Annotated in this window: 15 protein-coding genes; all 15 read left to right on the top strand. The window is 46.6% G+C overall.

What is annotated here, in order from left to right:
• A partial coding sequence (locus tag H8A87_RS19860; RefSeq protein ID WP_232370189.1) for a hypothetical protein occupies nt 1-185 on the top strand: 185 nt, incomplete at its 5' end.
• 614 nt (nt 186-799) lie between these two features.
• Entirely contained in the window at nt 800-1,189 is a 390-nt protein-coding gene (locus H8A87_RS11140; RefSeq protein WP_198690042.1) for a hypothetical protein, read from the top strand.
• 105 nt (nt 1,190-1,294) lie between these two features.
• The gene (locus tag H8A87_RS11135; protein WP_198690031.1) at nt 1,295-2,368 is read left to right on the top strand and encodes a methyltransferase; all 1,074 of its coding nucleotides are present in this window, start codon (nt 1,295-1,297) and stop codon (nt 2,366-2,368) included.
• Between the two features lie 13 nt (nt 2,369-2,381).
• Nucleotides 2,382-3,119, top strand: a complete 738-nt coding sequence (locus tag H8A87_RS11130; RefSeq protein WP_198690030.1) for a beta-ketoacyl synthase chain length factor — start codon at nt 2,382-2,384, stop codon at nt 3,117-3,119.
• A 1-nt stretch (nt 3,120) separates the two neighbouring features.
• Nucleotides 3,121-3,912 (top strand): lysophospholipid acyltransferase family protein, encoded by a 792-nt coding sequence (locus H8A87_RS11125; protein ID WP_198690029.1) that lies wholly within the window; start codon nt 3,121-3,123, stop codon nt 3,910-3,912.
• Between the two features lie 18 nt (nt 3,913-3,930).
• Nucleotides 3,931-4,188 carry a phosphopantetheine-binding protein gene (locus H8A87_RS11120; protein ID WP_198690041.1) on the top strand — a complete coding sequence of 86 codons (258 nt, stop codon included), beginning with the start codon at nt 3,931-3,933 and terminating at the stop codon, nt 4,186-4,188.
• An 11-nt stretch (nt 4,189-4,199) separates the two neighbouring features.
• Nucleotides 4,200-4,451, top strand: coding sequence for an acyl carrier protein (locus tag H8A87_RS11115; protein ID WP_198690040.1), 252 nt, complete (start codon nt 4,200-4,202; stop codon nt 4,449-4,451).
• A 29-nt stretch (nt 4,452-4,480) separates the two neighbouring features.
• The gene (locus tag H8A87_RS11110) at nt 4,481-5,071 is read left to right on the top strand and encodes a COG4648 family protein (RefSeq protein WP_232370183.1); all 591 of its coding nucleotides are present in this window, start codon (nt 4,481-4,483) and stop codon (nt 5,069-5,071) included.
• Nucleotides 5,068-6,456 (top strand): acyl-CoA synthetase, encoded by a 1,389-nt coding sequence (locus H8A87_RS11105; RefSeq protein ID WP_198690028.1) that lies wholly within the window; start codon nt 5,068-5,070, stop codon nt 6,454-6,456. Before H8A87_RS11110 ends, H8A87_RS11105 begins: the two co-directional genes overlap by 4 nt.
• Nucleotides 6,443-6,802: an ApeI family dehydratase gene (locus H8A87_RS11100; RefSeq protein ID WP_198690027.1), complete on the top strand. Its 360-nt coding sequence runs from the start codon at nt 6,443-6,445 to the stop codon at nt 6,800-6,802. Before H8A87_RS11105 ends, H8A87_RS11100 begins: the two co-directional genes overlap by 14 nt.
• On the top strand, nt 6,799-8,508 hold the full coding sequence (locus tag H8A87_RS11095) for a glycosyltransferase family 2 protein (RefSeq protein ID WP_232370188.1): 1,710 nt from the start codon (nt 6,799-6,801) through the stop codon (nt 8,506-8,508). The genes H8A87_RS11100 and H8A87_RS11095 overlap by 4 nt, the downstream gene beginning before the upstream one ends.
• Before the next feature lie 3 nt (nt 8,509-8,511).
• Nucleotides 8,512-8,934: an acyl-CoA thioesterase gene (locus H8A87_RS11090; protein WP_198690025.1), complete on the top strand. Its 423-nt coding sequence runs from the start codon at nt 8,512-8,514 to the stop codon at nt 8,932-8,934.
• Nucleotides 8,935-8,948: 14 nt separating this feature from the next.
• Nucleotides 8,949-9,554 carry an outer membrane lipoprotein carrier protein LolA gene (locus H8A87_RS11085; protein WP_198690038.1) on the top strand — a complete coding sequence of 202 codons (606 nt, stop codon included), beginning with the start codon at nt 8,949-8,951 and terminating at the stop codon, nt 9,552-9,554.
• Nucleotides 9,526-11,850: an MMPL family transporter gene (locus H8A87_RS11080; protein ID WP_198690024.1), complete on the top strand. Its 2,325-nt coding sequence runs from the start codon at nt 9,526-9,528 to the stop codon at nt 11,848-11,850. The genes H8A87_RS11085 and H8A87_RS11080 overlap by 29 nt, the downstream gene beginning before the upstream one ends.
• Before the next feature lie 20 nt (nt 11,851-11,870).
• Nucleotides 11,871-12,410 (top strand): DUF3261 domain-containing protein, encoded by a 540-nt coding sequence (locus H8A87_RS11075; protein WP_232370187.1) that lies wholly within the window; start codon nt 11,871-11,873, stop codon nt 12,408-12,410.
• Nucleotides 12,411-12,412 lie beyond the last annotated feature (2 nt).

Below are 12,412 nucleotides of genomic sequence, written 5' to 3'. Positions count from 1 at the left end.
GCAATTACGACTGTAGTACTAGCCTGTTCCCATTGCTTTTCGTATTCAACGGGGGATGTAGTAGCCCACAAAATCAGGACACTTTCTTAGCCTCTTCCCACCGTCTTTCATATTCAACAGGTGAAAGCCCCCCATATAACTATGAGGGCAATGGTGATTATAATAACCGCCCAGATATTGCGTGATATCTCTTATCGCATCATAAATATCCGGATATCCTCCTAGTGACCCCCATTCACTTTTCAAACTACGGAACAGCCGTTCCATCGGGGAATAATCTAAACAGTTGCCACGACGGGCAAACAAATCTAACACCACCGCGCGCCACACACACGGTATTAGGGCATTCAGGGGCGAAATGTTACCGTAAAAGATTTATTCCATTCTTTATGAAAGAAGAATAACTAACCTATAGTTAAAATATCAACTATATAAATAACGACAGAAATTATTAACTGGATTTTTATCACCCATATTACCAAAATGATGCATTCATTAAACAAATAATGACCACAAAGAAATATTGATAAAATATATACAAAATATCAGTATTAATTTTTCCTCGTCTAATTCCAAACTAATGGTAGAAATACATATTAATATATATTTTCACTGTGAATGGAATCATGCAAAGGCAATAAAAAAATAGAGATAAAATCGAATAGAATGCAGAAAAATTCTCAATGAGATTCATCATGAAGTGATAGCGGTGGCAGTATCGTAAGAATTTATTTAAACTATTCAGTGTAATTTAACTATGTCACAAGCTGTATCGTCTCACCTAACACAGAGAAAAATGATGAAAACTTCACATAAGCTATTAATCAGTCTGGCTTGCATCGTCACACTCGCAGGCTGTGCGCGTAATGCACCAATACTGACTCCCCAAACCACCATCATGACTCATAACTCCTTATCTTCCGTGAAAAAAGCCATTTTGGAAGCAGGTAAAAAACGCAAATGGGCGATGACTGAAATCTCTCCAGGTGTTATCGATGGCTTCCTGATGAATCGCAAACATGACGTTCAAATACGCATCAATTATACCAATAAAGACTACTCTATCAATTATGTCACCAGCCATAAATTAAGAGAGAACAACGGAAAAATTCACCGCAATTATAACCGTTGGATCAATAATTTGGATAAAGACATTCAGTTAAATTTAGCTTTACTGGCTAGTCAATAAACATCAATCTCAAAGCTTATCTCAATAGGTAACCAATTCCTGATGAGATAGGCTTTAATCTTTCAATCTATTTTTTGGCTACAGACATATCGGATATCTGGATATATGACCGCATCCTACAATTATGACAAAGACGAACTCAGTGCACTTGAGGCGATTACTGAAGCACAGCGCATTGCTTTTGCTCCCATGCTATTTCAAACTGCAATCGGGCTACGCGATTGCGGAATTTTATCTTTCTTGGATAAAAATCATAAAAATGGTGCAACCAAAGATGAGATTTGTAGCGGTTCAGAATTAGACAGCTACGGCGTGGGTATTTTGCTAGATATGGGATTGAGCGGCAGAATTATCATCAAGCAAGATGAACATTATTTCCTCAGTAAGATTGGCCATTATTTGTTACATGACAAGATGACTCGCGTCAATATGGATTTTACTCACGACGTCTGTTATCAAGGGCTATTTCACCTAAAAGAATCACTCCTGAAAAATAAGCCTGCCGGATTAAAAGTGTTTGGTGAATGGCCAACAATTTATCCAGCCCTCAGTCAATTACCCGAACCCGCGAAAAGCAGCTGGTTTTCATTTGATCATTTTTATTCTGATTCGGCTTTTAGTGCGGCATTAAAAACCGTTTTCTCCATAAATCCTAAAGTGATTTATGATGTCGGTGGCAATACAGGAAAATGGGCATTGCGCTGTTGCCAATATGACAGTAAAGTCAGCGTTACTATTCTGGATTTACCCCAGCAAATAAAACTGGCTGAAGAAAATATACGCAGCCAAGGCATGGCTGATCGTATTTTCGGTCATCCTGTTGATATGTTATCGGATAGTGACTTACCCACAGAAGCAGATATCTGGTGGATGAGCCAATTCTTGGATTGTTTTTCCGAAACACAAATTATAGGCATTTTACGCAAAATCTCCGCAGCCATGAAACCAGATGCTAGAATTTGCATTATGGAGCTGTTCTGGGACTGCCAGCCTTTTGAAGCAGCGGCTTATAGCCTTAATGCTACCTCGCTTTATTTTACTTGCATGGCAAATGGCAATAGTCGTTTTTACAGCATTAATGATTTTACCCGATTCCTTAATAAAGCTGGGTTGATGGTAGAAAGCCAGATTGATCAGTTAGGGCTTGGACATACATTACTGATCTGCAAAAAACAGTAACGAACGGTATTTCATGAAATTGACATTGGATATTACAGATTGGCAGGCCATCGCACCAGGACTTTCCATGGCTGAAGAATGGGAAGAATGGGCCGCGATGTCACCAGCAGCTATTGATGAGTCACGCCCATTAGCAAAATGCGCTCAATTACCCATGATGACAGCCCGTCGTCTAAGCTCTGGCAGCCGTCTTGCCGTGGATTGCGGTTTGAGCATTCTGCGTCGCAATCAAGTAGATGCGATTGTCTACATCAGCCGTCATGGTGAGTTAGAGCGCAATTACCAGATATTGCAGAATCTGGCGCTGGCAGAGAGCGTTTCCCCGACCAATTTTGCCATGTCAGTTCATAACTCTTCAGTGGGCAATTTAACCATTGTGGCTAAAGCCCCTCTGGTTTCCTCCTCCGTTTCAGCGGGCATTGATAGTTTCCAGCAAGGGCTATTTGAAGTCTCGACACTGCTCCACGCAGGCCACCGTAAAGTCCTGCTCGTCGATTTTGATGGTGAGATCCCCGGTTTTTATCACAATGTCATCGATGCCAATACCCCAATCTATCCGTTTGCGGTAGCCCTACTTCTGGAGCAAGGCACACGTTTTCGTTATACAAAGCAATTTCGTTGTACAAAGCCATCCTCATTGGAAACTGAACCTAACCTCCCTCAAAGCCTCCAGTTTCTTCATGGCTGGTTACGAGGCGAACAAAATTTCATTGTTTCAGGGGATCATTGCCAATGGCATTGGAGCCGATAAGATGACGAAAAGGATAACCGTCAATATCGCTGAACAAGTTAACTGGCTTTGGCGCCTGCTCATGACCGGATTTTGTTTTATCCTGTTTGGCGTGGGTGGGTTACTGCTCTCCCTTATCTGGTTTAATCTATTGCTGGTCTTTCAACGTAATGAAGACAAACGCCGCCGCATTGCGCGTCATAGCATTTCATCCAGTTTTCGTCTGTTCCTTTTTTTGACCAGAAAATTGGGAGTGCTGGACTATCATTTTAATGGTCTGAAGAAAATCCGCGCGGATAAAGGTTGTTTGATTGTAGCCAATCACCCTACCTTGCTGGATTACGTCATACTGGCATCAACATTGCCGGATGTGGATTGCATCGTAAAATCCGCGTTGCTACGCAATCCTTTTGTCAGTGGCGTGATCCGTTCTGCACGTTATCTCATCAACAGTGATGCAGAAACCTTGCTTCCTGTTTGCCGTGAGCGACTGGCTTCTGGCCACAATATCTTAATTTTCCCAGAAGGAACGCGTACTACCCCTGGACGACCTATTTCACTTCAGCGTGGAGCGGCCAATATTGCCGTACGATGTGAATGCGATTTGCGGATCATACATATTACTTGCAGCCAGAAGTTACTGGATAAAAAAAGCAAGTGGTATCAAATTCCGCCGAAAAAACCCGTTTACACGATCACTATTGGTGAGTTGTTCACCAATGAAAATTTTGCTGTCGATACCGAGAACGGACATGCCATCGCTGCCCGTCAGCTCAATCGTCAACTCACTCAATTACTAACACCATCACATTAATAGATGTCGGATACGATGATGCAAGAATTACACATTGAAATAAAAAAATTAATCATAGATACCCTGAATCTGGAAGATCTCACCCCTGCTGATATTGAAACCGATGCTCCGCTGTTTGGCGATGGCTTAGGGCTGGATTCCATTGATGCATTGGAGTTGGGTCTGGCGGTCAAAAACCGCTATGGCATAGTCTTGTCCGCTGAAAGCGAAGAAATGCGCCAGCACTTTTCTTCTGTAGCCACACTGGCAACTTACATCCAGTCACAGCAAGCATAAAAGCAGGTGTAATCATGGAACAACAAACCATTTTTCAGGAAGTATCTCAACTATTGGTTCAACTGTTTGAACTGTCTCCTGAAGACATTACACCTGAATCACGACTCTATGAAGATCTGGAACTCGATAGTATTGATGCGGTTGATATGGTCGTCCATTTGCAGAAAAAAACCGGACGCAAGATCAAACCTGAAGCGTTCAAATCTGTCCGTACCGTTCAAGATGTTGTGGATGCCGTAGATCAATTGTTGCAAGAACAATAATCAACAAAGCAGAAACAAGCAGAATAAATTTGGGTAGTTCATTGAACCTGTTGCTTTTATTGCTCCGCATTGCCAATACTGTGATGTTAATCTCCTGGCCTTTCTTGGTGTGGGCGATGGTCCACTACGGGCAATTTCATGCAATGTTAGTTGTCATCATTCTGTTTTTTGTTTTGCGATTATTGTTAAGCAAACATCAAACCCACAGTCAGCAGAATACAGGCTGGAATGCCGGATGGATATTGTCCATAGCTGGTATAGCCTTGGGGCTAGCCAGTTTATTCCTGCGCAGCCATCAACTGCTAATGTACTACCCAGTCGTCGTTAATACCGTTCTACTCATTTTGTTTGGTGGTTCATTACGTTATGGGACGCCCATTATTGAAAGAATGGCCCGTTTCAAAGAACCCGACTTACCCCCAGAGGGCATTGTCTATACACGTAAAGTCACTTACATCTGGTGTCTGTTCTTTATGTTCAATGGCTCAGTGGCGCTTGGAACTTGCCTGTATAACGATATGAACCTGTGGACATTGTGGAACGGAATGGTGAGTTATCTATTAATTGGACTGCTCATCACCCTTGAATGGCTGGTACGCCAACGGGTAAAAAGAAGATGAAAGTACAACCCATATCCCAATGGCTATCAGAGGATAATAGCCCCAATAGGCTAATCAGTTGGGCTAATCACACCATCAGTCTGAATACACTCCGGCAGGATGTCACCACTCTGTACTTACGCCTGAAAAACCAGCGCCCAGAAGGCCAAGGGCTCTCAGCTTCCCGCTGGGCTCTGTGTTTTGACGATAGCTACTCTTTCTGTGTCGCACTGCTGGCAACACTGCATGCAGGTAAGATTCCCGTTATTCCGGGGCATTGCCGCGAGGCTCAACTACGGGAACAGCAGTCTCTGTTTGATGCTGTGTTGACAGATTTGCCTCTGGCCGTGTCCTGCCCTTGCTGGCAGATCACGCCATCCACCCCAGAAATCGAAGTTACAGAAAAAGCATCACTTAACATTACGTTACCGGCCATTCCATCAGATGCCACTCTGGTGATGTTCACTTCTGGTTCGACGGGCATTCCCCAACAAGTGAGCAAACCAGTGGCAGTCATGGATCTGGAGTCCCAATGGCTGGCTTCTCTATGGGGAGATAAGCTGCAATCTTGCATTGTCAGGGCTTCCGTCAGTCACCAGCATTTGTATGGCTTGACCTTTCGCATCTGGTTACCCATGTCGCTGGGTTTACCATTCGACCGCAAAATGGTGGAATTTCCCGAGCAGCTCGCCAATAGCCCACGTTGTGCGCTGATCAGTAGCCCCGCATTTCTGCAACGGCTTGATGACAAGCTCCCCGCACCTGATTGTTCTTTTGTAGTTTCTGCGGGAGGGCCTTTACATTTTGCCCATGCGGAACGCGTGATACAGTGGATCGACACTCTCCCCCATGAAATTTATGGCTGTACCGAAACGGGCATCATGGCTTGGCGCAGCCGTAAAACAGACAACGCCGTTTGGACGATATTTGAGGGGGTTTCATTCCACGAAGATGAGGAAAGGAACCTACGCGTCTATTCTCCGCTACTCCCTGATCCCGCAGGCTTGGCCTTGGATGATCAGTTTGCCTTCGACGACCAAGGTAATTTCACGTTATTGGGACGTCGTGACCGCTTGGTAAAAATTGAAGAAAAGCGCATTTCCCTGTCAGAAATTGAGCGCCGATTGTGTGAAATTCATGGCATCACTGATGCAGCCGCTTTGCTCGTCAATCGAGGAAAACGCAGCCACATTGGTGCGGTAGTGGTTTTGGATCACGAAGCCTATAAACGTTATCAACAACAGGGGTGCCGCGAATTTTCACAGGATTGGCGTCGCCAATTGAAGCCTTGGCTGGAATCCGTCGCATTGCCACGTTACTGGCGAGTCGTCGAAACCATTCCCTTAAATGCCCAAAGCAAGCGCTCATGGCCTGCATTACAGGAGCTATTTAATGAAACCCATTGAAATTCACCGCGAACAACCGACTCCAAATGAAGCCATTATACAACTGTATTTAGATCCTGATTTGGATTGGTTTCGTGGGCATTTCTCCATTCAGCCACTCTTGCCGGGCGTGGCCCAAATCGATTGGGTTATGCGTTATGCCCAAGCTCTGCTGGCACCGGATTGGTCTTTTACTTCAATTGAAATGGTGAAATTCCAGTTGCCCCTGCAACCGGGCGACAAATTACTATTGAAAATCAAGTGGGAAGAAGAAAAACATCTCCTGATTTTCCATTATGGCGTAGAAGCACCGAACGGAGGCGAATGCCAGACTGCGAGCCAAGGAAAGATAAAGTTATGTCGTTGAGCGTGAACACAATTACGCCCTGCGTGATTATTCCTTGTTATAACCACGGCACAACCATGCCTGCGGTACTGGAAAGATTATCCCCCTATCAGCTTCACTGCTTTATCGTGGATGATGGCAGCGAATCCGAAACTCAACAGCGCCTTGAAGAGTTGGCAAAGGCCGTTCCCAATGTGACCCTTATCCGCCTTGAACATAATCAGGGCAAGGGTGGAGCCGTTATGGCGGGAATGCGGGCAGCTGCGGATTCAGGATATAGCCATGCTTTGCAGGTGGATGCAGATGGGCAACATTGTCTTGAAGATATTCCCCTGTTTTTGGCCAAGGCGCAGCAGTGTCCCAACCGCTTGATTTCTGGCAGCCCGATGTATGATGTTTCGGTGCCAAAATCTCGCCTTTATGGACGTTATATCACCCATTTCTGGGTCTGGGTAGAAACGCTTTCCTTCTCCATTAAAGACAGTATGTGCGGCTTTCGGGTTTATCCGTTGGCTCCCACGCTACAATTGTTGACTAAGAATGACATTGGCCGTCGGATGGATTTTGACATCGAAATTATGGTGCGGCTCTACTGGCAGGGAACAGAAAGTGAGTTTGTGCCAACTGAAGTCACTTATCCTGAAAATGGCCTGTCTCATTTCGATGCTCTGCGAGATAACCTCAGCATCTCATGGATGCATACCCGTCTGTTTTTCGGCATGTTACCGCGCATTCCTGCTCTATTATGGCGTAAACCATTATGGCGTAACCGCCGTCATTGGTCTGACATTAGAGAACGCAAGGGGTTGCTTGGCATGAAGTTCATGCTAACGGTTTATCGATGGCTCGGACGCAAGCCCTTTGAGTGGCTGCTCTATCCTGTCATTGGTTATTTCTGGGCAACTGGCGGCGCACAACGTCAGGCATCCCGTCAGTACCTTGAGCGATTGAAACAGACCATGCAACGCAAGGGGATCATCATTCCCCACGGCCTTGACAGCTATCGTCATTACCTGCGGTTCGGCGGAGCGATGCTGGACAAAATAGCAAGCTGGCGCGGGGATTTGAAATGGGGAAAAGATATCGAGTTTGCGCAAGATGCAGAGCAGACGCTTTTGGATGGAGATTCAGGCGGCAAATTGCTGCTGGTTTCGCATTTAGGAGATATTGAAGTTTGCCGAGCGCTGGCACAGCGAGCGGGTAAGCAGACCATCAATGCACTGGTGTTTACTGAACATGCCCAACGTTTCAAACAGATCATAGAAGAAGTCTCACCGCAAACGGGGATCAATTTATTGCCGGTTACGGATGTCGGAGCTGACACCGCCATCATGCTGAAAGAAAAAATTGATGCTGGCGAATGGGTAGCTATTGTTGGTGACCGGATTGCCGTTAATCCTTCTCGTGCCAATACTCAACGTGTGGTGTGGAGCCAATTTCTCGGCCATCCCGCACCGTTTCCACAAGGGCCATTTGTTCTTGCATCTGTGTTGCGCTGCCCAGTGCTGCTGATGTTTGCTCTCCGACAAAATAACCGATTCAAAATTTATTGTGAGCACTTTGCCAACCCACTGGAACTGCCACGTAAGCAAAGAGAGCCAGCGTTGCAGCAGGCTGTGGATCACTACGCTTCACGTCTGGAACATTACGCCCTGCACTCTCCGCTTGATTGGTTTAATTTTTTCGATTTTTGGCAATTGCCGACTGATCGAACGAATAAGGAATAAAAAATGCTGTCTGATCCCCGTTTTACCGCCGAGGTTGAATTAACTGTGCCATTTCATGATGCCGATCCCATGGGTGTCGTTTGGCATGGAAATTACTTTCGCTATTTTGAAATCGCCCGTGAGGCGCTGATGAACCAATTCAATTATGGTTATAGCGAAATGCGTGAATCAGGCTATGTCTGGCCTGTCGTTGATGCCCGCATCAAGTACCGTGCATCAGTGCGCTTTGAACAAAAAATACGCGTCAGAGCCACCATCGAAGAGTTTGAAAACCGTCTGAAAATTGCCTATCAGATTTTTGAGGGAGCAAGTGGCAAAAAAACAACCATGGGTTACACCATTCAGGTCGCCGTTTGCGAAAAAACACAGGAAATGAGTTTTGTCAGCCCAGACATTTTATTCGAGCGCATGGGGGTTAAACCGTGAAAAAGTGGCGATGGATGGTGCTGTTCCTAACAGCGAATTTTCTGACAATCAATAACGTGGCACATGCGGTTACCCTTGAGGAATTACAACAGCGGTTCGCGCACCAGCCTGTCGTTCGGGCCCATTTCACACAATTGCGCCAAATCCAAGGAATGCCTAAGCCTCTGTCTTCCAGTGGTGAAATGTTAGTTTCACAGCTTAAAGGGCTGTGGTGGCATCAGCAAAAACCTTTCCCGTTGACACTGGTTCTGGATGACAGTCATATGGTGCAAATCATGCCGGGACAAACGCCCCAAGTGATCACCGCTGATTCCAATCCACAACTGTTTCAGTTCAACCATTTGATGCGAGCGCTGTTTCAGGCTGATAGTGCCGTGCTGGAAGAAAATTTTAAAATCGAGTTCAACGATCTGGGACAGGAAAAATGGCGTTTGGTACTGACGCCCAAGACCTCTCCTTTGGATAAACTTTTCACAGCGATTACCCTAAGCGGTCAAGCGAACCTTGATGCCATTTTACTCACCGATCGCCAAAGTGATCGCACAGAATTGTCTTTTACCCAACACCGACTGACGCCAGAGACACTGAGTAATGAAGAAGAGCAACACTTCAAATTCTGAGCCACGCCGGCTGACCATATTCTGGCTGCTGATGTGCGGGGCTCTGCTGATATCATTGACTATCCTGTTACCTCAATCTCGTCTTTCTACCAGCGTACTGGCGTTGCTCCCTGCCCAAAGTGCAGGAGATATGCCACCTGCCTTGCAAGAAAAATTCATGCAGCGCCTTGATCGCCAATTGGTGTGGATGGTCAGTCCGGGGAAAAAAGAGGATTCTGCGCCCGCCCAATACTGGCAGGAGCATCTACAAAAAACGCCGTTTCTGACCCATATTAAAGGGCCAATGACGGCAGAACAGCAACAGGCATGGGGGCGCTTTTACTACGATCACCGTAATGCGATGCTCGATCCCGCGACCCGCGGCAGACTGAAAGATGATGGTAATCAGCAGGCAAACTGGATACTGTCTCAGGTTTATTCCGCATTTTCCGGCGTCAGTGGACAAGAGCTGAGTAATGACCCCTTAATGCTGATCAGAGGCTCACAACTGGCACTCCAGCAAACATCCAGCCAATTGCGGCTTCAGAATGGCTGGTTGGTCGCCAAAGATGATTCGGGGAGAAGCTGGTATCTGCTCCACGGAGAGCTAAAAAATTCTTCCTTCGATATGCAGCAGGGGCGTCATGCTGTCACTGAGCTAGATAAGTTGCAGCAAACCCTGAAATCTCAATTTCCTGATTCCGAAGTCATTTCACGGGGAACCCTGTTTTATAGCGATTACGCCACTCAACAGGCAAAACACGATATTTCGACATTGGGTAGCGCAACAGTACTGGGTGTACTCCTGCTCATCTATGGTGTTTTTCGCTCCCTGAAACCCTTGTTGCTGTGTGTTCTGTCTATCAGTATCGGTGCCTTGGCAGGAACAGTGGCGACCCTGGGGATTTTTGGCGAGCTGCATTTTATGACACTGGTAATGAGCATCAGTATCATCGGTATTTCTGCTGACTATGCCATTTATTACCTAACAGAACGGATGGTTCATGGGCTGGAAGTTACACCGTGGCAAAGTATGCGGAAAGTTTTGCCCGCCTTATTAATGGCATTGGCAACAACCGTCATTGCCTATCTGATCATGATGTTTGCCCCCTTCCCGGGTTTACGCCAACTGGCGGTATTTGCGGCGGCGGGGTTGACGGCTTCCTGCCTGACTGTCGTCTGCTGGTATCCCCGACTTGCTAAAAACCTGCCCGTACGCCCCATTCCAGCCATGATCATGTTAATGCGCTGGCTGGCCTTGTGGAGACGCAATAAGCTGTTTTATATAGGACTGCCCGCAGTTCTGGCAATTTTTGCCGTGCTGGGGATCTCCCGTTTGCAGATCAATGATGACATTGCCCAGTTGCAAGCGCTGCCACAGGATATCCATCAGCAGGAAAAACGTATCGCAGCGCTCACCGGACAACGAAGTGATCAAAAATGGTTCGTTGTTTACGGCGATAATGCAGAACAAACATTGCAACGACTGGAATCCTTTATTCCCACACTGGATGCAGAAAAACAGCAAGGTACGATCAAAAATTACCAGCGGCTGCCCCTTTCTTCTCTTGCCCAGCAGCACAGGGATCTTGAACTGATTAAGGCTGCCATTCCCAATATCATGGCTCGCCTGACAGACGCTGGATTGACAATTAAACAGCCAGATATCCACCCCATGATTGTCACACCGAATGAATGGCTCACCAGTGTAGTCAGTGAAGGTTGGCGCCTGATGTGGATAACCCTGCCGAATGGTCAAAGCGGTGTCCTGCTCCCCGTAAATGGCGTTAAGAACAGTGTGCTGATGCGCCAATTGGCAGAAAAACAGGAGGGAGTCAGTTGGGTGGATCGCAAGCTGGCTTTCGATGAGATGTTTCAATTTTACCGTACCATGCTTGGCTGGTTGCTGATGGGCTCAGTCATAATGATCGCCGTCAGTTATATTGTACGGCTGGGTCTGCGTCGCGGCATCGTCAGTATGTTGCCATCACTGCTGTCCCTCGGATGTGGGCTGGCGGTTCTCGGCGTTAGTGGCCATAGCCTTAACTTGTTCTCAATCTTGGCTCTGGTTCTGGTACTTGGCATTGGCATCAACTATACCCTGTTTTTCAGTAATCCCCGTGGCACACCCCTGACCTCTCTATTGGCGATCAGCGTCGCGATGTGTACTTCATTGCTCACGCTGGGTATGTTGGTATTCAGTAGTACCCAGGCAATCAGTAGCTTTGGCATCGTATTATGCAGCGGGATCTTTACCGCATTCCTGCTGTCACCGCTGGCAATGCCTGAACGCCAAAAAAGGAAAAAGAAATCATGATACGGTTATTCATCCTGTCCATGACTTGCCTGCTGGCAGCTTGTACGAATTTCCCGCAAAGTGGTTCGCCTACTGCGTGGCTTAAACCGGGTGTGCGCGTTTCGTTGCCAGAACCGACCATCACACCAGCTATTAACGAACAACAATTGCTCACGGCCACAGTAAAAGGCAAGCAACAATCATTGATTGTACTGCTCAGTGCCAATGAACAACACCTGTCACTGGCGGGGCTGTCTTCACTGGGCATTAGGCTGTTTAAACTGGATTACGACAAAAACGGCATTCATACCGAACAATCCATTGTCTTGCCGGAACTCCCCCCCGCCAATCAAGTATTGGCCGATATCATGCTCAGTTACTGGCCCGTTTCCGCTTGGCAGACTCAGCTTCCCGCTGGCTGGACACTCAAGGACAACGGCGAACTCCGCCAACTGCATGACCAAAATGGGAAAATAATCGCTGAAATTCATTATGATACCCCGAATGGCAAACGGCGCCCGATTCGCGTCCAGCAGTTTATTTTTGGTTATGACATCGCCATTCAGCATCTGGAAAAGTAAAA

Origin of the sequence: Xenorhabdus lircayensis (assembly GCF_016306625.1) — a bacterium.
In the GTDB taxonomy this organism is placed as follows: Bacteria; Pseudomonadota; Gammaproteobacteria; order Enterobacterales; family Enterobacteriaceae; genus Xenorhabdus; species Xenorhabdus lircayensis.
Note: the sequence above shows the minus strand (reverse complement) of the source record. Positions and strands in the feature narration are given on the sequence as shown.

Coding starts and splice junctions, on each gene's coding strand:
- H8A87_RS11090 (WP_198690025.1), top strand. CDS start 8,512: ATGCTGTCTGATCCCCGTTTTACCGCCGAGGTTGAATTAACTGTGCCA.
- H8A87_RS11100 (WP_198690027.1), top strand. CDS start 6,443: ATGAAACCCATTGAAATTCACCGCGAACAACCGACTCCAAATGAAGCC.
- H8A87_RS11125 (WP_198690029.1), top strand. CDS start 3,121: ATGACGAAAAGGATAACCGTCAATATCGCTGAACAAGTTAACTGGCTT.
- H8A87_RS11075 (WP_232370187.1), top strand. CDS start 11,871: ATGACTTGCCTGCTGGCAGCTTGTACGAATTTCCCGCAAAGTGGTTCG.
- H8A87_RS11140 (WP_198690042.1), top strand. CDS start 800: ATGAAAACTTCACATAAGCTATTAATCAGTCTGGCTTGCATCGTCACA.
- H8A87_RS11105 (WP_198690028.1), top strand. CDS start 5,068: ATGAAAGTACAACCCATATCCCAATGGCTATCAGAGGATAATAGCCCC.
- H8A87_RS11130 (WP_198690030.1), top strand. CDS start 2,382: ATGAAATTGACATTGGATATTACAGATTGGCAGGCCATCGCACCAGGA.
- H8A87_RS11080 (WP_198690024.1), top strand. CDS start 9,526: ATGAAGAAGAGCAACACTTCAAATTCTGAGCCACGCCGGCTGACCATA.
- H8A87_RS11120 (WP_198690041.1), top strand. CDS start 3,931: ATGCAAGAATTACACATTGAAATAAAAAAATTAATCATAGATACCCTG.
- H8A87_RS11135 (WP_198690031.1), top strand. CDS start 1,295: ATGACCGCATCCTACAATTATGACAAAGACGAACTCAGTGCACTTGAG.
- H8A87_RS11085 (WP_198690038.1), top strand. CDS start 8,949: ATGGTGCTGTTCCTAACAGCGAATTTTCTGACAATCAATAACGTGGCA.